Below are 19,082 nucleotides of genomic sequence, written 5' to 3' on the forward strand. Positions count from 1 at the left end.
TGGGCGGATGGACGAGAGCCTGGCCCGCGCCTGGGTGGACGGATGGGTGCTGTCGCGGGGAGCGGCCCCGCCGCAGGAAGTCGACGGCGGTCTGTTCATCGACGTCGGCCTGACGACGCACGTCGGGCGCTACGTTCTGTTCGACGCCGACGAGGCTCGCGTACGCCGGCTCACCGAGACGGTCACCGCGCCGAACACGTGGATCAAGACCTTCCTCGAACCGGAGACCATCGGCTCCTGGATCGCCGACGGGACGGCCTGGCGCGTCGACGATCCGGTCTTTCTCATGAGCACCGAACTCGACGCCCATCGCGACCGGCCTGCGCCGGCAGGGTACGAGCTGCGACTGTGGACCCGAAACGGGATCACCAAGGCGCTGATCGTCACCGAAGACGGCTCCTTCGCGGCGCGCGCACAGACTGCTGCGGCCGATGAGGCGTACACGGTGGTCTTCGACATGGTGGAGACGGCGGCCGAGCATCAGCGTCGTGGCCTAGGCCGATGGGCCATGACCGCACTCGCGGAGGCTGCGGTCGCCCGGGGAGCGCGAGCGGGCGTGCTGGCCGCGACCGTCGAGGGGCGTGCGTTGTATGAAGCGCTGGGATGGTCCGTGGCCGCGCCGTTCGGCGGCCTGGTCTTGTAGCGGAACCCGCGGACAGCGACGCCGCCCGCGGGTTCGGGCTGTCAGGCGTTGACGCCCTTCCAATCGGTGCAGTTCTTGAGCTCGCCGTCGATGTAGCGGCAGGCCTTGAAGCTCAGCAGACTGCCTTCGTGGTAGTCCTTGTTACAGGTGCCCCAGTGCCCGGCCGTCAGCTTGTTGATGCAGATGCCCTGGCGGTAGAACTCGCCGTTGTAGTGGTTCTGCCAGTACACGACGCTCGGGTAGCCGTCGGACTCCATGTCCTTGACGAACCAGATGTCGCCGTCCTTGCGGAAGCACGCCTGGGCGTAGGTGTTGAGCATGCATCCGTCGGTGACCGGGTCCATGCCGTAGGACACGGCCTCGTTCCACTCGGTGGGCGGGGGAACGACGGCTGAGGCGGGCGTCGCCACGGCGGTGACCGCGGTGAGCACCCCGATCACGACGATGGCGATTCGTTTGGCGATACGCATCGGGGTAGCATGCCAGACTTCAACATCAACTGGCCATCTTGGACGATCATTTTCTGGTACGCCCCCGGGGCCCGAGCTGGTAGCCCACGTCGCTGGTGGGGCCGAGGTGCCGCAGCTTCTCCGGATTGACGACCGAGTGGATCGACCGGATCTGTCCGTCGGCGATGTCCAGCCCGATGGCTGCGACGATGTGGTCCTGCGGATCGAACAGCAGCGCACCGGGCTGACCGTTGACGGTGGCCGGCTGGACGCGTACGCCGAACGGGGCGAGCGTCGACAGACCGAGCACCAGCACCCGGGCGACGTGTTCGCGGCCGGTGACCGGGCGGCCCATGGCGGGTACCTTGCCGCCGCCGTCGCCGTGCAACGCCGCGTCTGTGGCGAGCAGTTCCTCCAGCTCGTGCAGGTCGCCCTGCTCCGCTGCGGCGAAGAAGCGCCTGGTCAGCTCCTCATGCTCGCGAGCGGACGCGTGGTATCGCGGTCGCCGCTGCTCAAGATGGGCACGCGCCTTCGCGACGAGGTGCCGGGTGGTGTCGACGTCGGTTCCGATGATCTCGGCGACATCGGCGTACGGGTAGTCGAAGACCTCCCGGAGCAGGAAGGCCGCCCGTTGCGGCGGGGTCAGGTTCTCCAGCAACACCAGGAAGGCCAACGACAGGGAGTCCGCGGTTTCGGCCTGATCGGCCGGAGACGGATCGGTGACCAGTGGCTCGGGCAGCCACTCGCCGACGTACTGCTCCCGGCGTACGCGGGCCGACCGGAGCTGGTCGATCGCCTGCCGGGTGACGAGGGTGGCGATGTACGCGCGCGGCGAGGCGATCGGCTCGTGCCGCCCCAGCGTCTGGTGCATCCGCAGGAACGCCTCCTGCACCACGTCCTCGGCGTCGGCGACGCTCCCGAGCATCCGGTACGCGATGGCGAACGCGCGGGGCCGCAGCTCGCTGTACAGATCCGTCTCCGTGGTCACGGTTCAGCCCAGTCCTTCGCGGAATCCCGTACGCCAGCTGGGGTAACGCAGCGTCCAGCCCAACTCTCGTTTGGCCTTCTCGCTGGAGATGCCGCACGCCTTCGTCATGAGGTGCACCGGAGCCTCCCCGGCGACCAGGCGAACCAGCCAGCCCGGTATGCGTCGCGGCGGCTTCGCCCCGAGTGCCCGGGCAAGTTCCGGCAGCCACACCGCGACCGGCGCTGGGTCGTCGTCGGCGACGTGATAGATACCGGCCGTGCCCCGTTCGATGGCCGCCACGGTCGCGGTCGCCGCGTCGTGGATGTGCACCATCGACCACACGCCGGAGCCGCCCCCGACGATCGGGAACTTGCGACGGTGTATCTGCTCGGCCATGGGAGCGCCGGGTTCGCTGCTGAGGCCGGTGCCCGGACCATAGAACCCACCGTACCGAAGGGCGATGCCGTCGGCCCAGGTGATGCCGGTGACGGCGTCCTCGACATGTCGCAGCGCGTCGACCGCCTCGCGAGCGTTTGCCGGTGGGTTCGGCTCGATCCGGGCGGTCTCGTCGGCGATCGGGCCGTCGTTCACGTCGCACCACAATCCGTTGCTCTGCGCCACGAAGGCGCGTACGCCGACCGCCCGGGCCGCGGCGAGCAGATTGTCGGTGCCCTCGGTACGCAGCCGGTCGGTCGCGAGCGCCATCTGCTTGGTGTGCCGGAAGTCGAGCGGTCCGCTCAACGCCGTCATCTGGTGCACCACGACCTCCGGTTCGGCCTTGGCGACCGCATCGGCCACAGACTCCGGATCGAGCGCGTCGACGACGACGGGTTCGGCCCCCAACTCCCGCAAGGCGCGCAGCTTTGCGGGCGTACGCGTAGTGCCGACGACCTCATGGCCCCGAGCCACGAGCTGGGTGACGAGATGGCTGCCGATCGCGCCGGACGCTCCGGCCAGGAAGATCTTCATACAAGGGAGACGAGACAGCCCAGCCGGCTATGAACAGCGGTAACCCAGGTCACACCAACCTCAGCCGGGCATCCCGTAGTGATCCGGGTCCTTGGCCTCTGTCCGCAGCACGGCCCAGCTGGTTGGCTGAGACGAGTATCCGTGATCGAGGTGATCGTCATGACGCTGTCCACTCAGCCTCGTGCCAAGACGGCCACGGAAGGCATCCGGGTTCGGTCGGGACTGCCGCGGCTCGCCGCTGCGGCCGCAGCGGCGTCTGCGGTGCTGCTTCCGATCCAGGTCGGAGTCTTCCTGGTGTGGCCACCGCCCCTGGACGGCACCGCGGCCGACTGGTTCGCGTTGCTCGCTGACAACCGTCTTGCCGGAATGGTGGATCTGGATCTGCTCCTTGTCCTGGACAATGTTCTCCTCGTGCCCATTCTGCTGGCGCTGTTCGTCGTCTTGCGGCGGCTCCGGGAACCGATGATGTTGATCGCGACCGCGGCGGGTTTCCTCGGCGTGATCATGTTCATCGCGATGAACCCGGCAGTCCAGATGGTCGGGTTCAGCGAGGACTATGCCGCAGCGACGTCCGACGCGGCGCGGGCCAATGCCGTCGCGGCCGGCGAGGCGGTGCTGGCGAATTGGCAGGGGACCGCGTTTCACGTCGGCTACCTGCTCGGATCGCTCGCCGGCATCCTGATCGGCGTCGTCATGCTTGGCAGCTCGGTGTTCGGCCGGGTCACGGCTTGGCTGGCGATTCTGGCGAACACCGCCGGGTTGGGTCTGTACCTGCCGGGCGTCGGCGTGTACGTGGCAGTCTTCTCGGTCCTGTTCTTGGAGATCTGGTACTTGCTGGTGTCGAGGGCGTTGTGGCGGTTCGCCCGGGACGGCGTACGCCCGACGGCGTGAAGCTGAAGCCGAGATTCCGTCACCGGGGCTTGCCGACTGTTCGAGATGCCAAGGACCGGATCCACCGGGACTTTCGCCCCTGCCGTCGGCGAGCCAGGTGAGGTGCCATGGGGGCATGGTGGTACTGACCGGCTTGACCGAGCTCGTCGCGCGGCTGCGCGCCGAGGGTTACCGCGTCGTCGGCCCCACTGTCCGGGACGACGCGATAGTGCTCGACGAGATCCAATCCGCCGATGAGCTTCCCTACGGATACGGTGTGGACGCCGCGCCCGGTCGTTACCGGCTGCGCCGCAGGGGAGATGCGGCCGCCTTCGGGCACTCGGCGGGACCGCAGTCGTGGAAGCAGTTCCTTCATCCGCCGCGCCGTCAGCTCTGGACAGCTGATCGGGACGGCGGGTCCTTCACGGTGACAGAACCGGCGAATCCGGATGAACGGCTCGCACTGTTGGGCGTACGCCCATGCGACCTGGCCGCCATCGCCGTCCAGCGCCGGGTGTTCGGCGAGGACAGCGACTATGCCCGGCGGATCGATCAGGCCTTCGTCATCGCGGTCAACTGCACGGAACCGGCCGAAGTCTGCTTCTGCGTATCCGCCGGGGGAGGACCGCGCGCCGACACCGGATACGACCTCGCGCTGACCGAACTCGCCAATTCGCGTTATCTCGTCGAGATCGGGAGCGAGACAGGCTCGGCCCTGCTGAGCCAGGTGGTGTACGCACCGGCCGAGCCCGGCGACATCGCGACCGCGAACGATCAGATTCGCACAGCGGAGAACCGGATGAGCCGGGCGCTCCCCGACACCGACCTGCCGGGTCTGCTGCGCCGCGCGGCCGAGTCGCCGCACTGGGACGACGTCGCGTCCCGCTGCCTGACCTGCGGCAACTGCACGATGGTATGCCCGACGTGCTTCTGCACGTCCGTGGTGGACACCACCGACGTCACCGGCGACCATGCCGAACGGTGGCAGGGGTGGGCGTCCTGCTTCGACCTCGACTATTCCGAGTTGCACGGCGGGCAGGTGCGGACATCGGGGGCGAGCCGTTACCGGCAGTGGCTGACGCACAAGTTCGGTACTTGGCACGCTCAGTTCGGCCAATCCGGCTGTGTCGGATGTGGGCGCTGCGTCGCGTGGTGCCCGGTCGGCATCGACGTCACCGCCGAACTGACCGCGCTGGCCGCGACCTCTGACATAGATCAGCCAGTGCCGTCATGACCACCACGCCGTACACCATGACGCCGCTGCGCTATCGCGTCGTGGCGCGTCGGCCAGACACCGCTGACGTGGTCACCCTCGACCTCGATCCGCTGGGTTCGCCGGTGCAGTCCTGGGCACCCGGCCAATTCACCATGGTGTACGCCTTCGGTGTCGGCGAAGTTCCCCTCTCGGTCAGCGGCGGCGAGGGGCACCGGATCGTCCACACCGTACGGTCGGTCGGCGCGGTCACCGCCGCGATCTGTGTGGCTCCGGTCGGAACGGTGCTCGGCGTACGCGGGCCGTTCGGCCACGGCTGGAGTCTGCCCGACCGCGGCGACCTGGTCCTGGTGGGTGGCGGCATCGGGCTGGCGCCGCTGCGACCGCTGGTGCGTACGGTGATGGCCCGACGACACCGGTTCGGCGAGGTCGACTTGCTCGTCGGCGCGCGTACGCCGGACGACCTGCTGTTCACCGACGAGTACGACCGCTGGCGGGAGTCGGGCATCAGTGTGCACGTCATCGTAGATCGAGCTGGTAGGCACTGGTCCGGACAGGTCGGCGTGGTCACGAGTCTGCTCGACCGGCTGCGGCTGGATCCCGAGATCACGACCTCGTTCCTGTGCGGGCCGGAGATCATGATGCGAGTAATCGCCCGGAACCTGACCGATCGAGGACTGACCGCGGGTCAGGTCCAGGTCTCGCTGGAGCGCAACATGCGCTGCGGCTACGGAGTTTGCGGGCATTGCCAGTACGGCCCCTTGATGGTCTGCCGGGACGGTCCGGTCACCGACTACGCCACGGCCGAGCCGCTGATGGCAGTCCGGGAGCTGTGATGAACACCCCCGAGGAGCGACCCACGTTGGCGGTCTGGAAATTCGCCTCCTGCGACGGCTGCCAGCTGGCTCTGCTCGACTGCGAGGACGAGTTGCTGACGCTGGCGGACCGCGTGCAGATCGCCCATTTCACCGAGGCCACCCGGGCGACGGTCGCCGGACCCTACGACGTTTCGCTGGTCGAAGGCTCGATCACCACACCGGCCGATCGCGACCGGATCATGCGCATCCGTCAGAACTCCCGCCTGCTGGTCACCATCGGAGCCTGCGCCAGCGCCGGCGGCATTCAAGCGTTGCGCAACTTCGCCGACGTCAGCGAGTTCCGGTCGATCGTCTACGCGCGTCCGGACTACATCGAGACGCTGGACCGGTCATTGCCGATCGGTGAGGTCGTGCCGGTCGACGCCGAACTGCGTGGCTGCCCGATCGACCGCGGCCAGCTGCTGGACCTGCTGACCGCGATGCTGGCCGGTCGCCGCCCGCATCTTCCGGACCGGCCGGTGTGCGGCGAATGCAAACTGCGCGGTACCAGTTGCCTGCTCGTCACCGGGCGGGCGCCCTGCCTGGGGCCCGTCACCCGGGCGGGCTGCGGCGCGATCTGCCCGGCCGCGAACCGCGGCTGTTTCGGCTGCTACGGGCCCATCGGCGACCCCAACACCGCAGCGCTCATCCCGGCGCTGCGGGCGGCCGGGCTCGACGAGGACGGCGTACGCCGGATCTTCCGCACGTTCAACGCCGCGGCGCCCGCGTTCGCCGACGCGGCTCGAGGCGAGGAAGGCGAACAACGATGACGCATCGGCATGATCGGGTGCTTCGAGTCGACGCCCTGGCCCGAGTCGAGGGCGAAGGCGCGCTGCACATCCACGTACGCGACGGCAAAGTCGGCGAAGTCCAGCTCGAGATCTATGAACCGCCCCGGTTCTTCGAGGCGTTTCTGGCCGGGCGGGACTACGCCGAAGCCCCCGACATCACCGCCCGGATCTGCGGGATCTGCCCGGTCGCATACCAGATGTCGGCCTGCCAGGCGATGGAGGACGCCGTCGGGATCACCGTCGGTGGAGCCATCGGGAAACTGCGGCGGCTGCTGTACTGCGGCGAGTGGATCTCCAGCCACGCTCTGCACATCTACCTGTTGCACGCGCCGGACTTCCTGGGCTTCGACGGGGCGATCGACATGGCTGCGCGGCACCGGGATCTGGTCGAACGCGGCCTGCGGCTGAAGAAGACGGGCAACCAGCTCATGACGGCGGTCGGCGGACGGGCCATCCATCCGATCAACGTTCGCGTTGGCGGCTTCTACCGGGCACCGGCGCCGTCAGAGTTGTCCGCGTTGCTCGACCCGTTGCGGCAGGCCCTGGACGACGCGATCGCCACCGTCGGCTGGGTCGCCGGTTTCGACTTCCCCGACTTCGAACACGACCACGAGTTGCTGGCGCTCGTCCGCGAGGGAACCTACGCGATCGAGCACGGCGTTCCGCACACCGACCGGGGACTCGTGTTCCCGGTGTCCGAACTCGACCACCTGGTGCTGGAACATCAGGTGCCACACTCGACGGCCTTGCACGCGACATTGGCCGGCCGGGACCGATACCTGACCGGGCCGGTCGCCCGGTACGCGCTCAGCGGGCGATGGCTGTCCCCGCTCGCCCGCCAGGCCGCCGCCGAAGCGGGGTTGCCGGCGGTGTGCCGCAACCCGTTCCAGAGCATCGTCGTGCGCGCGGTCGAACTCGTCTACGCCATCGAGGAGGCGATCGCCCTGATCGAGGCGTACGAGCCGCCGCATCCGCCCGTCGTCCACGTCGATCCGGCAGCCGGCGTCGGCTACGGAGCCACCGAGGCGCCCCGCGGCACTCTGTTCCACCGGTACGACCTCGACGATCGCGGCGTGATCCGCAGCGTACGGATCGTGCCGCCGACATCGCAGAACCAGGCATCGATCGAAGACGACCTACTGCGGTTCGTCGCCACGCGGCTCGACTACGACGACGCCCGCCTGACGAGCGTCTGCGAGCAGGTCATCCGTAACTACGACCCGTGCATCTCGTGCGCGACGCACTTTCTCACGCTCGACATCCACGAGGGGGAGCTGCCATGAACACCGTGGTCATCGGCATCGGTGACGCGTATCGGCACGACGACGGCGTCGGGCTGATCGTCGCCAAGCGGCTGCGCGACCTTCGCCCGCGGGCGGTCGACTTCGTCGAAAGCGACGGGGAGCCGACCGGACTCATCGACGCGTGGGACGGGGCTCCGTTGGCCATCGTCATCGACGCCGTAGACGCCGGCGAGGGCGTCGTACCAGGCCGGATCTATCGGCTCGGCCTGCATCATCCGGCGCTGTCCGGCGGCGGCGGACCAGCCGGCTCCCACGGCGTACCCCTTGGTGATGCCGTAGCGCTCGCGCGGGCCCTGGACCGGATGCCCCGGCGGATGTTGCTGTTCGGCGTGCAGGTCGCGGACGTGAGCCAGGGTGTGGGTCTGTCTCCGCAGGTCGAATGGGCCGCGGGGCTGGTGGTGGAGGAGATCGCGGAGCTGCTCGTCACCCAGCGATGGGCGGCCCGCTGATGTGCACCGGCCTGCCCGCCCGAGTTCTGCACTCTGGGGCCGAGGTGGCCGAGGTCGAGGTCGACGGCCGGGTTCGGCTCGTCTCGCTCGCGGTCCTCGACGAAGCGGTGACAGACGGTGAGTGGCTGCTGATCCACGCGGGCGTCGCGCTGCGCCGCTTGACCGACGACGATGCCCGGCTGCTTCAGCTGGTGAGAGGTGAGCGAAGATGAATCGGACTTCCGCCCGCGGCGCGGTGACGGCGGCGTTCGTCGCTGCGGCGATCAGCGGCCTCGCGGTCTTTCTCAACGGCTACGGCGTGCGCGCGGTGCCCGACGCCACCGTCTACACCACGGCGAAAAACCTGGTGGCCGCCGCGATACTCGGCCTTATCGGCCTGGTCGCGGCCGTTGTGGCCCGTTCTCGGCCCCAAGTGGTACGCACGACGCACCGCCCGGTCGCGTGGCTTGGTCTGGCCGCCCTGGGCCTGATCGGCGGGAGCATCCCGTTCGTGCTGTTCTTCGAAGGTCTCGCGCGGGCATCGTCGACCCATGCCGCTTTCCTGCAGAAGAGCCTGGTCGTCTGGGTGGCCGTGCTAGCGGTGCCCATGTTGGGGGAGCGGCTGCGGGTGACTCATGTGGTGGCGCTACTGCTCCTGCTCGGTGGCCTGGTCGTGCTGGACAGCGGCCTCGTGGGCTTCGGCTTCGGCCCGGGCGAGGGTCTCATCCTGGTGGCGACGCTGCTCTGGGCGGTCGAGGTGGTCCTGGCCAAGCGCCTGCTGCGCGGGTTCTCCCCGCAGACGGTGGCGATCGCGCGAATGGGGCTCGGCGTGCTGGTGCTGCTCGGCTGGGTCGCCGTCAGCGGCCGGTGGCATGCGCTGACCGCGCTGTCCGCCGAAGGCTGGCGATGGGCGATGGTGACCGGAGTGATTCTGGCGGCATACGTCGGAATCTGGTTCACCGCCCTGGCTCGGGGCGCTGCGATCGACGTGACCGCCGTCCTGGTCGCCGGGGCCGTCGTCACGGGCGCATTGAACGTCGCGGTCAAAGGCATCACGTTGGCACCGGTCAACCTGCTGGCGTTGGCAGCGTTGCTCGGTGGCGCGATCATCGTCGGAGTCGGGGCAGCACGGCGCCCGCAACCTGTGCTGGCGGACCGGCGATGACCGCGTCGGGTCCGGTGTTGTTCGCCCGGTACGCGTACCCGCCGAACGCGCTCGGCTACTGCGGCCCGGGTGACAGCCGGGCTCTGCTGGAATACGCCGACGCCGAGACGACCGACGGTGGACTCGTAGAGCTGGCACGCCGATTCGAGGGCGCTTGGCCGTATCTGGCGCTGATCGCCGGGGCGGCCGGCCGGGCCGACCCGCTCGACCGGGCCGTCGTCGAGGCGTACTGGATCGGCGGGACGCTGCTCGACGCGGTCCCACCACGGCTCTTGGCCGCGAGCCTGGAAGAGCGCTTCCGGCCCCAGTTGGGCTCGGCCGCGGACGACTTGGCGGCGATGGCGATCCGCGGTGGCCGCCCGCAGCACAGCTTCCACGTGTTCGCCGTGTATCCGTGGGTCGGCATGCTGCGCGCCGGTTACTCCCTCGAGCCGCTACGGGTTCTGGACTCATGCCGGATCCGCTGGGGCGCGGTCGTCGACGCCGACCTGGAGTACGCCGTCGTGCGTACCCGGCCGTTGCGGTGGACCGGTAGTGAGCTCGTCCTGGACCCGCCACGGGCGGAACGTGTCCGGCTTCGCGAGGACGGCTACGGGCTCGCCTGCGGCGTGCGGCGTGGAGCATTGGTGAGCATCCACTGGGACTGGATCTGCGACGTCCTGACTGAGGCGCAGGCCACGACGCTGGCCCGGTCGACGATGCAGGACTTGGCGTTGGTCAATGCGGTTCCGCAGAGGGTCGGGCCGCTCTGCGGGTGAGGAGACGACGATGGCCGAGACGACGTTCGACCTGTTGAAGCGGCATCCCTTCCTCGAAGGCATGCCCGACGAGCACCTCCATCGGCTGTCGGTGTGGGCGCACGGGTCCATCCTGCACGGCGGCGCGCGGGTTCTGGACGAAGGCAGCCGCGCCGACCGGTTCTGGCTGATCCTCGACGGCCACGTACGCCTGGAGACGCACCTGCCCGGACCTGGCGACGTCACTGTGGAAACCCTCGGTCCCGGCACGGTGCTCGGCTGGTCCTGGATGTTCCCGCCCTATCGTTGGCACTTCTCGGCGACCGCCGTCGATCTCGTCCACGCCGTCGTCGTCGACGGTGGCGGAGTCCGCCGCCTGTGCGAGGAGGACCCCGCCTTCGGATACGAGCTGACTCGGCGGTTCATGGAGGTCGTCGTGGACCGCCTGCAAAAGACACGGATGCGGCTGCTTGACCTCTACGCGCCGCCCGACTGGCTCATCGGAGGCACCCCATGACCGTGCTCATCATCTACGAGTCGATGTACGGCAACACCGAGTCGATCGCCCGGGCGATCGCCGGCGGGTTCGGACCCCAGGCGGGCGTACGCCTCGTCGAGGTGTCCCAGGCACCCGTCGACCTTCCTGACGACGTAGAACTCGTCGTCGTGGGGGCACCTACGCATGGGCACGGGCTGAGCCGCCCGCAGTCGCGGGCGGGCGCCGCCAAGGAGAAGCCGGTGATCTCGGCCGAAACAGGAGTCCGCGAATGGGCCGCAGCCGTCGGCATCTCCAGCCGGAGGCCGGCGATGGCCACCTTCGACACTCGCTTCGACAAGCCGCGATGGCTCACCGGATCGGCAGCCGCGAGCCTCGCCAAACTGCTGCGTCGCCGCGGATTCGCAGTGCAGGAGCCGCCACAGAGTTTCTTCGTCGAACACACCCTCGGCCCGTTGCGCGACGGCGAGATGAATCGTGCCCACGCGTGGGCCGCGACCCTGGCCGCCGACCTGCGCTCGGCTGGAAAGGAGCCCCTATGACAACCACGATTTCGCCGCTCGGGCTGCACGACCTGCGCGAGCTCGTCCGGCCGACGACGCCCGTCGCCTCCGTCTACTGGGGACCGCACAGCGACCCGGCTGACGACGGGGACCTGGAGTTCCTGCTGCGCCGCCGGGCCATCGCCCGCCAGCTCGGCGACCAGGGCGCGGACAACGCGACCGTCGACGCCGTCGGCGGCCACCTGGCCCGAATGCCCGAGTACGCCGGTGGCTGCGCCGTCTTCGCCCGGGGCGCCGACATACTGCTGTCTCAGGCGATGCCCGACACGAGCGTCCCTGACCTGGCGGCATACGGTGTTCCGCCTCGGGTCGTCCCGTTGCTGGCCTGGCTGCACCGGCATCCGGCGCACGTCCAGGTAGTCGCCGACCGCGCAGGAGCAGAACTAGTGGCGTACCCGGCCGGAAGCATGGTCGGGCTCCCACGGACCGTGACCGGTCCCGACGACGACATCCGCCGTCGCTTTCCCGGTGGCGGTCAGCAGCCACGTCTACAGCGGCGAGCCGAGGATTCATGGCGGCACAACGCGCTCGCCATCGCGAGCGCCTGCCAGGAGGAACTGGCTCGCGTGCACGCCGAGCTGTTGCTGATCAGCGGTGACCCGCGGATCGTGCAGTTGGTCAGCGATCGGCTCCGGAGCGGTGGACGTCCGCCGGCCCTGCGATACCTGCCGGGTGGCGGATCCGGCGACACGTCCGCCGTCACCGAAGCGCTCACCGCGTACGCGGCCGCCCGTTCGGCCGCGCTCGTGGAGCACGTGGTGGACCACGGCGGACCGTGCGGAGACGCGGTTCGAGGCGCGATTCGGACCGCCGCGGCATTGGCCGAAGGCCGCCTCGGGACCCTCCTGGTTGTCGACCATAGCGGCGACAGCCGGCTCGGCTGGTTCAGCCCCGAGCTATTGTGCGCCGTCGATAAGCCCGCACCACCTCTGCTGGAAGGCCATCCGAAGGCAGGTCGCCTCGTCGACGTCGCCGTCCGGGCGGCGCTGCTGTCCCGAGCCGAGATCAGGGTGCTGACCCCGGCTCAGGGAAGCCGACTGCAGGACGGCATCGGGGGACTGGTGCGGCATGTCTGAACCTAGGCCGCAGCGCTGTCAGCCAACGAGCGGGCCGCGCCTTCGCGCGATGCCCGCTCGGCAGCGGACGACGGCCGGCGGACGATCATCACGGGGCAATGCGCCATCCTGATCAGTGCCTGCCCGACGGATCCGAATAGGTACCCCGTCAGCGCGCCCCGGCCCCGGCTGCCTACCACGACCAGGCACGCCTGGCGGGAGAAGCCCAGCAGGGCCGCCCGTGGATCGACCTCCACCGGCACTCGGCGCAGGGCGACGCCCGAGAGCAGCTCGTCATCGGCGAGCGGTCCGCTGTGCAACGGATCCGGGGTCCGGTCCGAATAAGCCGACTCGCGCATCGTCGCATGCACCGCGATCAGCGGCGCCGAGCGTAGCCTCGCCTCGGCGATGGCTGCCGTGGCGGCGGCTTCCGAGCTGGGCGTGCCGTCGACGCCCACCACCACCGATCGGGCTGATCGCTGGGAGAACTCTGGCAGGCCCGGCACGCGAACAACCAGCAGCGGTACCGTCAACGTCGGTAGCAGGTGCAGTGCCACGGAATGACGCATACCTGCCAGCTCGCCCCGGCCACGGTTGCCCAACACGAGCAGTCCGCAGTCCGCGGTGTAACTCCGCAGAACCTCGTCCGGATTGCCCAGACCAAGCACGGTGGACACGGGTACGTCGGGCTGCCGACGGCGTACGCGCTCCGCGGCCGTCGTGAGCAGGTCGAAGCCGTTCGATGGGCCGAGCGGCCGATCCGGGTCCAGCGCGTACACCAGGCGCAATGGCCAACCGCGCAGCTTCGCCTCCTCGGCGGCCCGGTCGGCCGCGAGGAGGCTGTTGCCGGTGCCGTCGATGCCGGCGACGACGAAGAGGCGTTCATCCATACCTCGAGCCTGGTCTCGCGAGGTGTCGCCAGCCAGGGACCAAAGACCTCCACCTGGCTGCCGCCGGACCCGTGACGGGCCCAGGCCAGCGCTCCTACCGTGAGGGCATGAACGCGAAACTCGGTGATCGGCTGATCCTGGAAGGCACGCATGTCGGCGACCGGCGGCGCGTCGGGATAGTGATCGAGTTGCGGCACCAGGACGGTACACCGCCGTACGTCGTGCGGTGGCTCGACGACGGACACGAGGCGCTGGTGTTCCCCGGCAGCGATGCCCGGATCGAAACCGCGCACAGCGCGGTCTGACGGCCTTCACCGGACCCGGCCGCGAATGTGGCCGGGCTCGATGTGCAGTTCGGGCCCGAGGTCGACGACGACCGTCGTTCCGCCGCCCGGTGTCGGTCCGACGGTCAGCCGCCCGCCGGCCGCGCTCGCCGTCCGGCGGGCGATGTCGAGGCCCAGTCCGGTAGAGCCGTCGCCGCTGGCCCCGCGCTGCAGCGGGAGTGTCGCCGGGATGCCGGGGCCGTGGTCGGTGATGGTCAAGCCCACCCGTCCAGAACGGTCGTCTCGGACCAGCTCGGCTCGAAGCGACGTGCCTTCGCGCGTGTGAGCGAAGACGTTTCCCAGCAAGGCGTCGACGCATACGCCCAGCTCGTCGGCGGAAAGTCCGATCATCATCGGGCCGGTTGGCAGCACCACGTCGAAGCCGCGTTGTTCCTCCTCGGCAAGCGGCGACCAGAACTCCATCCGATCCCGGACCTCGCGTACGGCGTCGCAAGAACCGGAATCGGTCGGTAGAACGGGCCGGCGCGCCAGCCGGATGACATCGTCGACCGCCTTCTCCAAGGCGGCCGTGTCGGCCGCGATACGAGCGCGTTCGGCCGGATCGGCAAGCGCCTCGGCGTCGATGCGCAGGGCCGTCAGCGGGGTTCGGAGGCGATGGGACAGATCCGCCGCCGCCTCCCGTTCGTGAGTCACGAGGTCCCCGATCCGGGCTGCCATCCGGTTCAGGCCCAGGGCGACCTGGCGTACCTCGCGGGCACCGGTGACCTCGCCGCGTGCCGTCAGGTCGCCGGTCGCCAGACGCTCGGCCAGCCGCCCGACCCCGGCCAACGGCCGCACCAGGGCGTTGGCCAGACGATCGGCCACGACGACGCTGACGAGCAGCACGCCCAAGCCCAATCCACCCAATACGAGCCACGACTGCGCGACGCCGTTCGTGAGCTCGTCGTCCGCCACGTACGCGCGGATCACGGCCGTGCCGTCGGCTCGGCCCTGCACCGCGACGAGCACCTCGCGGCCACCCGGCACGTCGCCGGTCAGGCTGCGTCCCGAGGAGGCTTCGGCGACTGCGGCCGTGCGGACCGCCGGCACGCCGAGCGTGGCTCCATCCGGCAGGAACACCGTCAGTGGATGTGCGGCCGAGACATTGGCTTGATCGAGAGCTTGGCGGATCGTCTCGTCGGTGCCGGCGGCGACGGTCGGGACGAACGTCTGGGCCTCCAAGGAGGTGGCCGCCACGGCGCGGTCGGCGGCCGCCGACCGGACGAGCAGCGCGAGCGGCACGAGAAACCCGACCAGCACCAGCGAGCTGGTGGCCACGGCCAGGAGGATCAGGCGTACGCGCATCTACCGGTCAGTCCTCGTCGCCGGGTGCGGTCAGCCTGACGCCGACGCCCCGCACGGTATGCAGGTAGCGCGGCGCGGCCGCCTGCTCTCCCAGTTTGCGCCGGAGCCATGACACGTGCACGTCGACGGTCTTGTCGGCCGAGCCGAACGGCTGACGCCAGACCTCGGTGAGCAACTCGCGCTTGGTGACCACGGCTCCGGGGCGCTGAATGAGGTAGCTGAGCAGATCGAACTCGCGTGGCGTCAGCTCCACCGCCCGGCCGTCGATCGAGACCTCACGAGTGACCGGGTCGAGTACCAGACCACCGACGGCGATCGGGCCACGGGTGGCCGCCGAACCGCCCCGCCGCAGCACGGCTCGAATACGAGCGTCCAGCTGTGCTGCTCCGAAGGGCTTGTGCACGTAGTCGTCAGCGCCGAGGTCCAGGGCTTCCACGACGGCCGGCTCGCCGTCGCGTGCGGTGGCCACGATCACCGGAACGTCGCTGACCGATCGCAGCATGCGCAGCACGTCGCGGCCGTCGACGTCCGGCAATCCCAGATCCAGGACGATCAGGTCAGGGCGGCTGTCGACGGCGGCCTGCAGCGCGGCGAAACCGCTGGCCGCGCTCGCGACGGAGTGACCCCGGTCCGACAACGCGCGGATCAGCGCGCGGCGGATCTCCGGGTCGTCCTCGACCAGCAGCAGATGGGCCACGCAGCCACACTAGTGGCCGGGCCGTCGGCCACCTAGCGCGGCGGAAATCTATGTCGTGCTTAACCGCGCCTTATCCGACGATGTGTCATCGTTGCCGGTATGCGATGGAGGCCGAGCCGCGCTGTCGGCGGGGTGCTCGCCTGGGGCGCCGGTGCGGTCACGGCGATCGCTGTGGGGGTGCTCGCCCTGTCACTTATCGGCAGCTCGCTCGTCGACCGGCGATTGCCCCCGACCACGATGCGGCTCGACCCCGCTGGATCCGCGTCATCGCCGTCGATCGTACCCACCATCGACCCAGCCCCGACCGCGGTGGAGCGCACGCTGACGACAGCCGCGGGCTCGGTGGTGGCTCGATGCGCGAACGGTCACGCTTACCTGGTGTCATGGAGCCCGGCCCAAGGCTATCGCGCCGAGAATGTGCGCCGGGGCCCGGCACAGACCGCTCGGGTCGAGTTCGAGTCCCGGTCGGAGGCGGCCGTGCTCCGGGTGACTTGCGCGGGCGGTACGCCGCAAGTAGCCGTGGGCCACGATGACGAACACGATCACTGATAGCTGGCGTCGACGACCGGCAGACCCGCTGAAACGTATGCGTGTCCGTCCGCGGTGATCGCCGCGGACTCGTAGCCGTCGAGCGCGCCCAGCCAGGCCAAGCCCTTGTGGCCCATCGCCACCGCCGCTGTGGCGTACGCGTCGGCCGTGGCCAGGTCCGCGCCCACGACTGTGACGGATACGAGTTCGTCGGCTCCGCGGCCGGTGAACGGGTCGATCACGTGCAGGCCTCGTTCATATGTGCCCGATGTCGCCACGGCGGTGCCGGTGAGCTCGAGGACCCAGGCCACCTGATCCTTCTCCCAGGGGTGTTGAATACCCACACGCCACGGTTGCCCGGAGCCGGCGTGGCCTCTGGCGTAGACGTCACCGCCGGCGTTGACGCAATGGTTGGGGGCGCCTGCGGCGGCGAGCGCGTCGGACGCGACCTGAACCGACCAACCCTTGACATAGCCGGACGGGTCGAGCCGCCCGGGGGCGAAGACGTCGAAGTAGCCGCCGGTGACCCGCCACAGCCGGTGGCATTCGTCCAGGACGTGCCGCAGCGGTAGCGAACGGTCGTCCGACCTGATCTCGCCGCGGTGCACCCGGCAGATCTCGCTGTCAGATTTGTAGGTGCTGAACCGCGCGTCGACCTCCCGGAACCAGTCGAACGCCGCCGTCACCAGATCGTGCGCGAGGTCGCCCGCCAGCGGGTCGGCGATCTCGATACTGATGGCGGTGCCCATGATCTGCTCGACGCGGTGCACGCCGGTGTGCGTATCCCTGCTCATGCGCGGGCCTGGTTGATCGCGGCCGCAAGCGACTGCTTGTAGGCCGAGCTGGTGTAGGTCGCGCCGGAAACGGACTGGATGCTGGCGCTTTGCGCCGTCAGCACGCGGGCGTTGAGCTTGCCGATGGCGTTGGAGCTGATCGACGCGGACTCGCCCTCGCAGGGATTGGTGCAGGTGGCCGAGGCGTTGGTGATCCTTCCGCCGCTGACGACGATCGTCACCTTGATCACGCCGTAGCGTTCGGTGACCCCGGCACCCGCGAAAGTGCCGTTTCGCAGGCCGGTTGCGGCCGTCGTGGCAGGCGTTGCCGGTCGTGTCGGCGAAGCGGCCGGGCGAACGCTCGTCGTCGCGGACGGTGGGGCCGCGCCGGGGCTGGACTTCGTGGGCAGCGGCGATCCCGACGGGAGTGCCGACGGGGTGGTCTCGGCGCTCGCCGACTGGGTCGCGAGCGTGCCATCCGCTGGGGCGAGCACGTCCGCGGGCAGGTCGTCGGGCTCGTCAGCGTGATGGCCCAGCTTGGCCCCGATCATCAACATGGTGCCCAGCACGGTGGCGAAGATCGCCGCGACTCCTCGGCGCATGTGCGCTTCTCCTGACTTGGCCGGTGTGGTTGCGGATGCTCAGAATTCGAACGGGTCGAGGTGAATCTGCCGACGCGGAACGCGCAGTCGCCGCAGAGTCTCCAGCGACGCGCCCACCAGGCCCGGCGGCCCGCACAGGAAGACGTCGCGCCGGGTGACGTCCGGGATGAGCTTTTTCATGCCAACCGGAGTGAAAAGGTGCCTGGGGCCCGGTTCGTCGCGACCGCCGATGACGTACCAGACCTCGGCTCCCCGTTCGCTGGCCAGCCAATTCAGCTCCCGCCGGAAGACCACGTCGGCGGGTGTGCTCGCGCGATAGAGCATGATCGTGCCCGGCGGAAGGTCCTCCAGTAACGCGCGGATCGGCGCGATGCCACTTCCGCCGGCGATGAGCAGTGCCCGGCGTTTGACCCTGCGGTCCGCGGTGAACACCCCCGACGGACCCTCGGCGAGGACTCGGACCCCGGGCTCCAGGTACTGCAGCTCTTCGGTATGGTCGCCGACCACCTTCACCGTGAGCCGCAGCCACTCGTGGTTCGGCGCCGCCGACAGCGAGAACGGATGCGCCTGCCACCAGCAGCCGCGGGCCAGGAAACGCCACCGGAAGAACTGGCCGGCGCGGGCGTTGATCCGGTCGAGCCGCCGGCCGCCGATGTAGATCGAGATCATGTCCTGGCCCTCGGGGACCACCCCGGTGACGCGCAGACGATGGCGGGCGTTCAACGCCAAGGGAGCCAGCAGTCGACCCCACGCCAGGTTGGCCAGTACGAAGACGTACAGGGCGATCCAATAGGAACGCGCGAAGCCGGGCATCGAGAGCTCTTGGCCGGTCGCGAACTGGTGCCCGTAGCCGAGGATCAAGATCAGATAGCTGGCCAGGTGCAGGTAATACCACGTCTCGTAGCGCATCAACCGGCGTATCGCCCGGATCGCCAGCAAGCCGATCGCGACCAGGATGCCCGTCGCCGCGGTCGCGCTCAGCATGTCCTCGTAGGTGGTGACCATCGTCCAGGTCTCGTGAAGCACCGGCTGGTGGCTGAGCAAGGCGTACCCGACGATCGTGGCGGCGACGTGGGCGAGGATCGCGAACAGCAGATAGCCGCCGAGGGCACGGTGCCAGATCAGGAGATCGTGCGCGCCGATCCAGCGCTCCAGCCAGCCGGCGCGGCTCATCGTGAGCACCTGGAACAGCAGAATGAAGCCGCCGGCCAGGCCGGTGATGCGTCCGGTCGCGATCCAGACGTCAGCCGGGCTGGTGAGCGAGCGCGCCGGGGTGTCCAGCCACCACAGCTCCAGGCTCGTCATCAGTGTGAACCAGAACATGATCTGGAAGAACGACCGGCCCGATCGGCTCGACGACCCTGAAGGCTGTTCCGGAGGGCCGGATCGCTGGGTGGGAACGGCGCGCGACGCGGGGGCTGAGCGCACCCGTTCGCCCTGGTCGAGAGCTTCGGTGG

24 protein-coding genes are annotated in these 19,082 nt (G+C 69.4%); 15 read left to right on the top strand and 9 right to left on the bottom strand.

The genetic code is table 11. The features are described 5' to 3' along the window. Positions 1-7: 7 nt before the first annotated feature. Positions 8-643 (top strand): GNAT family N-acetyltransferase, encoded by a 636-nt coding sequence (locus HOV77_RS06640; protein WP_290858990.1) that lies wholly within the window; start codon positions 8-10, stop codon positions 641-643. Positions 644-684: 41 nt separating this feature from the next. Here HOV77_RS06640 and HOV77_RS06645 read toward each other — a convergent pair whose 3' ends face one another. Genes HOV77_RS06645 through HOV77_RS06655 form a run of 3 tightly spaced genes read right to left on the bottom strand, consistent with a single transcriptional unit; the run spans position 685 to position 3,028 of the window. Further along, positions 685-1,113, bottom strand: coding sequence for a hypothetical protein (locus tag HOV77_RS06645; RefSeq protein WP_290858993.1), 429 nt, complete (start codon positions 1,111-1,113; stop codon positions 685-687). A gap of 46 nt (positions 1,114-1,159) precedes the next feature. Beyond that, positions 1,160-2,080, bottom strand: coding sequence for an RNA polymerase sigma-70 factor (locus HOV77_RS06650; RefSeq protein WP_290858997.1), 921 nt, complete (start codon positions 2,078-2,080; stop codon positions 1,160-1,162). Between the two features lie 3 nt (positions 2,081-2,083). Continuing rightward, complete coding sequence (locus tag HOV77_RS06655) at positions 2,084-3,028, bottom strand: NAD(P)-dependent oxidoreductase (RefSeq protein WP_290859011.1); 945 nt, start codon at positions 3,026-3,028, stop codon at positions 2,084-2,086. Positions 3,029-3,169: 141 nt separating this feature from the next. Here HOV77_RS06655 and HOV77_RS06660 point away from each other — a divergent pair, with 141 nt between their 5' ends. The 12 genes from HOV77_RS06660 (at position 3,170) to HOV77_RS06715 (ending at position 12,528) form a co-directional block, all read left to right on the top strand. Beyond that, a complete protein-coding gene (locus tag HOV77_RS06660; protein ID WP_290859013.1) occupies positions 3,170-3,919 on the top strand; it encodes a hypothetical protein in 750 nt (249 codons plus the stop codon). A 115-nt stretch (positions 3,920-4,034) separates the two neighbouring features. Further along, on the top strand, positions 4,035-5,132 hold the full coding sequence (locus HOV77_RS06665; RefSeq protein ID WP_290859019.1) for a 4Fe-4S dicluster domain-containing protein: 1,098 nt from the start codon (positions 4,035-4,037) through the stop codon (positions 5,130-5,132). After that, positions 5,129-5,947 carry an FAD/NAD(P)-binding protein gene (locus HOV77_RS06670; RefSeq protein ID WP_290859024.1) on the top strand — a complete coding sequence of 273 codons (819 nt, stop codon included), beginning with the start codon at positions 5,129-5,131 and terminating at the stop codon, positions 5,945-5,947. Before HOV77_RS06665 ends, HOV77_RS06670 begins: the two co-directional genes overlap by 4 nt. Beyond that, complete coding sequence (locus tag HOV77_RS06675) at positions 5,947-6,738, top strand: oxidoreductase (protein ID WP_290859026.1); 792 nt, start codon at positions 5,947-5,949, stop codon at positions 6,736-6,738. Before HOV77_RS06670 ends, HOV77_RS06675 begins: the two co-directional genes overlap by 1 nt. Continuing rightward, positions 6,735-8,042, top strand: coding sequence for a Ni/Fe hydrogenase subunit alpha (locus tag HOV77_RS06680; protein ID WP_290859027.1), 1,308 nt, complete (start codon positions 6,735-6,737; stop codon positions 8,040-8,042). Before HOV77_RS06675 ends, HOV77_RS06680 begins: the two co-directional genes overlap by 4 nt. Further along, a complete protein-coding gene (locus HOV77_RS06685; RefSeq protein ID WP_290859029.1) occupies positions 8,039-8,512 on the top strand; it encodes a hydrogenase maturation protease in 474 nt (157 codons plus the stop codon). The genes HOV77_RS06680 and HOV77_RS06685 overlap by 4 nt, the downstream gene beginning before the upstream one ends. Then, positions 8,497-8,724, top strand: coding sequence for a HypC/HybG/HupF family hydrogenase formation chaperone (locus HOV77_RS06690; protein WP_290859031.1), 228 nt, complete (start codon positions 8,497-8,499; stop codon positions 8,722-8,724). The genes HOV77_RS06685 and HOV77_RS06690 overlap by 16 nt, the downstream gene beginning before the upstream one ends. Continuing rightward, entirely contained in the window at positions 8,721-9,656 is a 936-nt protein-coding gene (locus HOV77_RS06695) for an EamA family transporter (protein ID WP_290859033.1), read from the top strand. Before HOV77_RS06690 ends, HOV77_RS06695 begins: the two co-directional genes overlap by 4 nt. Then, on the top strand, positions 9,653-10,414 hold the full coding sequence (locus HOV77_RS06700; protein ID WP_290859035.1) for a DUF6390 family protein: 762 nt from the start codon (positions 9,653-9,655) through the stop codon (positions 10,412-10,414). Before HOV77_RS06695 ends, HOV77_RS06700 begins: the two co-directional genes overlap by 4 nt. Positions 10,415-10,424: 10 nt before the next feature. Then, complete coding sequence (locus HOV77_RS06705; RefSeq protein ID WP_290859038.1) at positions 10,425-10,910, top strand: Crp/Fnr family transcriptional regulator; 486 nt, start codon at positions 10,425-10,427, stop codon at positions 10,908-10,910. Then, complete coding sequence (locus HOV77_RS06710; protein WP_290859044.1) at positions 10,907-11,431, top strand: flavodoxin domain-containing protein; 525 nt, start codon at positions 10,907-10,909, stop codon at positions 11,429-11,431. Before HOV77_RS06705 ends, HOV77_RS06710 begins: the two co-directional genes overlap by 4 nt. Beyond that, positions 11,428-12,528: a hypothetical protein gene (locus HOV77_RS06715; RefSeq protein WP_290859048.1), complete on the top strand. Its 1,101-nt coding sequence runs from the start codon at positions 11,428-11,430 to the stop codon at positions 12,526-12,528. The genes HOV77_RS06710 and HOV77_RS06715 overlap by 4 nt, the downstream gene beginning before the upstream one ends. 2 nt (positions 12,529-12,530) lie before the next feature. On the opposite strand, the gene HOV77_RS06720 is transcribed toward HOV77_RS06715, so the two are convergent. After that, positions 12,531-13,397: a universal stress protein gene (locus HOV77_RS06720; protein ID WP_290859051.1), complete on the bottom strand. Its 867-nt coding sequence runs from the start codon at positions 13,395-13,397 to the stop codon at positions 12,531-12,533. A 107-nt stretch (positions 13,398-13,504) separates the two neighbouring features. On the opposite strand from HOV77_RS06720, the gene HOV77_RS06725 reads away from it, so the two are divergent. Then, positions 13,505-13,702, top strand: coding sequence for a DUF1918 domain-containing protein (locus HOV77_RS06725; protein WP_290859053.1), 198 nt, complete (start codon positions 13,505-13,507; stop codon positions 13,700-13,702). A gap of 6 nt (positions 13,703-13,708) precedes the next feature. On the opposite strand, the gene HOV77_RS06730 is transcribed toward HOV77_RS06725, so the two are convergent. Together HOV77_RS06730 and HOV77_RS06735 are read right to left on the bottom strand one after the other, a co-directional pair. Beyond that, positions 13,709-15,025, bottom strand: a complete 1,317-nt coding sequence (locus HOV77_RS06730) for a HAMP domain-containing sensor histidine kinase (protein ID WP_290859055.1) — start codon at positions 15,023-15,025, stop codon at positions 13,709-13,711. Positions 15,026-15,032: 7 nt separating this feature from the next. Then, the gene (locus HOV77_RS06735) at positions 15,033-15,722 is read right to left on the bottom strand and encodes a response regulator transcription factor (RefSeq protein WP_290859057.1); all 690 of its coding nucleotides are present in this window, start codon (positions 15,720-15,722) and stop codon (positions 15,033-15,035) included. A 99-nt stretch (positions 15,723-15,821) separates the two neighbouring features. Here HOV77_RS06735 and HOV77_RS06740 point away from each other — a divergent pair, with 99 nt between their 5' ends. Then, positions 15,822-16,271 (top strand): hypothetical protein, encoded by a 450-nt coding sequence (locus tag HOV77_RS06740; RefSeq protein WP_290859059.1) that lies wholly within the window; start codon positions 15,822-15,824, stop codon positions 16,269-16,271. Here HOV77_RS06740 and HOV77_RS06745 read toward each other — a convergent pair. Genes HOV77_RS06745 through HOV77_RS06755 form a run of 3 tightly spaced genes read right to left on the bottom strand, consistent with a single transcriptional unit; the run spans position 16,265 to position 18,948 of the window. Beyond that, the gene (locus tag HOV77_RS06745; protein WP_363259765.1) at positions 16,265-17,044 is read right to left on the bottom strand and encodes an FAD:protein FMN transferase; all 780 of its coding nucleotides are present in this window, start codon (positions 17,042-17,044) and stop codon (positions 16,265-16,267) included. The two genes, HOV77_RS06740 and HOV77_RS06745, sit on opposite strands and share 7 nt — an antisense overlap. Beyond that, complete coding sequence (locus HOV77_RS06750; RefSeq protein WP_290859061.1) at positions 17,041-17,625, bottom strand: FMN-binding protein; 585 nt, start codon at positions 17,623-17,625, stop codon at positions 17,041-17,043. Before HOV77_RS06750 ends, HOV77_RS06745 begins: the two co-directional genes overlap by 4 nt. A gap of 39 nt (positions 17,626-17,664) precedes the next feature. Then, positions 17,665-18,948, bottom strand: coding sequence for a ferredoxin reductase family protein (locus HOV77_RS06755; RefSeq protein WP_290859063.1), 1,284 nt, complete (start codon positions 18,946-18,948; stop codon positions 17,665-17,667). Between the last annotated feature and the right edge of the window lie 134 nt (positions 18,949-19,082).

It is taken from the genome of Hamadaea sp., from assembly GCF_013362815.1.
Classification (GTDB): Bacteria; Actinomycetota; Actinomycetes; order Mycobacteriales; family Micromonosporaceae; genus Hamadaea.

Excerpts from the sequence above, each read along its gene's own strand:
- HOV77_RS06640 (WP_290858990.1), top strand. The coding sequence starts at position 8 with ATGGACGAGAGCCTGGCCCGCGCCTGGGTGGACGGATGGGTGCTGTCG.
- HOV77_RS06645 (WP_290858993.1), bottom strand. The coding sequence starts at position 1,113 with ATGCGTATCGCCAAACGAATCGCCATCGTCGTGATCGGGGTGCTCACC.
- HOV77_RS06655 (WP_290859011.1), bottom strand. The coding sequence starts at position 3,028 with ATGAAGATCTTCCTGGCCGGAGCGTCCGGCGCGATCGGCAGCCATCTC.
- HOV77_RS06665 (WP_290859019.1), top strand. The coding sequence starts at position 4,035 with ATGGTGGTACTGACCGGCTTGACCGAGCTCGTCGCGCGGCTGCGCGCC.
- HOV77_RS06670 (WP_290859024.1), top strand. The coding sequence starts at position 5,129 with ATGACCACCACGCCGTACACCATGACGCCGCTGCGCTATCGCGTCGTG.
- HOV77_RS06675 (WP_290859026.1), top strand. The coding sequence starts at position 5,947 with ATGAACACCCCCGAGGAGCGACCCACGTTGGCGGTCTGGAAATTCGCC.
- HOV77_RS06680 (WP_290859027.1), top strand. The coding sequence starts at position 6,735 with ATGACGCATCGGCATGATCGGGTGCTTCGAGTCGACGCCCTGGCCCGA.
- HOV77_RS06685 (WP_290859029.1), top strand. The coding sequence starts at position 8,039 with ATGAACACCGTGGTCATCGGCATCGGTGACGCGTATCGGCACGACGAC.
- HOV77_RS06690 (WP_290859031.1), top strand. The coding sequence starts at position 8,497 with ATGGGCGGCCCGCTGATGTGCACCGGCCTGCCCGCCCGAGTTCTGCAC.
- HOV77_RS06695 (WP_290859033.1), top strand. The coding sequence starts at position 8,721 with ATGAATCGGACTTCCGCCCGCGGCGCGGTGACGGCGGCGTTCGTCGCT.
- HOV77_RS06700 (WP_290859035.1), top strand. The coding sequence starts at position 9,653 with ATGACCGCGTCGGGTCCGGTGTTGTTCGCCCGGTACGCGTACCCGCCG.
- HOV77_RS06705 (WP_290859038.1), top strand. The coding sequence starts at position 10,425 with ATGGCCGAGACGACGTTCGACCTGTTGAAGCGGCATCCCTTCCTCGAA.
- HOV77_RS06710 (WP_290859044.1), top strand. The coding sequence starts at position 10,907 with ATGACCGTGCTCATCATCTACGAGTCGATGTACGGCAACACCGAGTCG.
- HOV77_RS06715 (WP_290859048.1), top strand. The coding sequence starts at position 11,428 with ATGACAACCACGATTTCGCCGCTCGGGCTGCACGACCTGCGCGAGCTC.
- HOV77_RS06720 (WP_290859051.1), bottom strand. The coding sequence starts at position 13,397 with ATGGATGAACGCCTCTTCGTCGTCGCCGGCATCGACGGCACCGGCAAC.
- HOV77_RS06725 (WP_290859053.1), top strand. The coding sequence starts at position 13,505 with ATGAACGCGAAACTCGGTGATCGGCTGATCCTGGAAGGCACGCATGTC.
- HOV77_RS06730 (WP_290859055.1), bottom strand. The coding sequence starts at position 15,025 with ATGCGCGTACGCCTGATCCTCCTGGCCGTGGCCACCAGCTCGCTGGTG.
- HOV77_RS06740 (WP_290859059.1), top strand. The coding sequence starts at position 15,822 with ATGCGATGGAGGCCGAGCCGCGCTGTCGGCGGGGTGCTCGCCTGGGGC.
- HOV77_RS06745 (WP_363259765.1), bottom strand. The coding sequence starts at position 17,044 with ATGAGCAGGGATACGCACACCGGCGTGCACCGCGTCGAGCAGATCATG.
- HOV77_RS06750 (WP_290859061.1), bottom strand. The coding sequence starts at position 17,625 with ATGCGCCGAGGAGTCGCGGCGATCTTCGCCACCGTGCTGGGCACCATG.
- HOV77_RS06755 (WP_290859063.1), bottom strand. The coding sequence starts at position 18,948 with ATGTTCTGGTTCACACTGATGACGAGCCTGGAGCTGTGGTGGCTGGAC.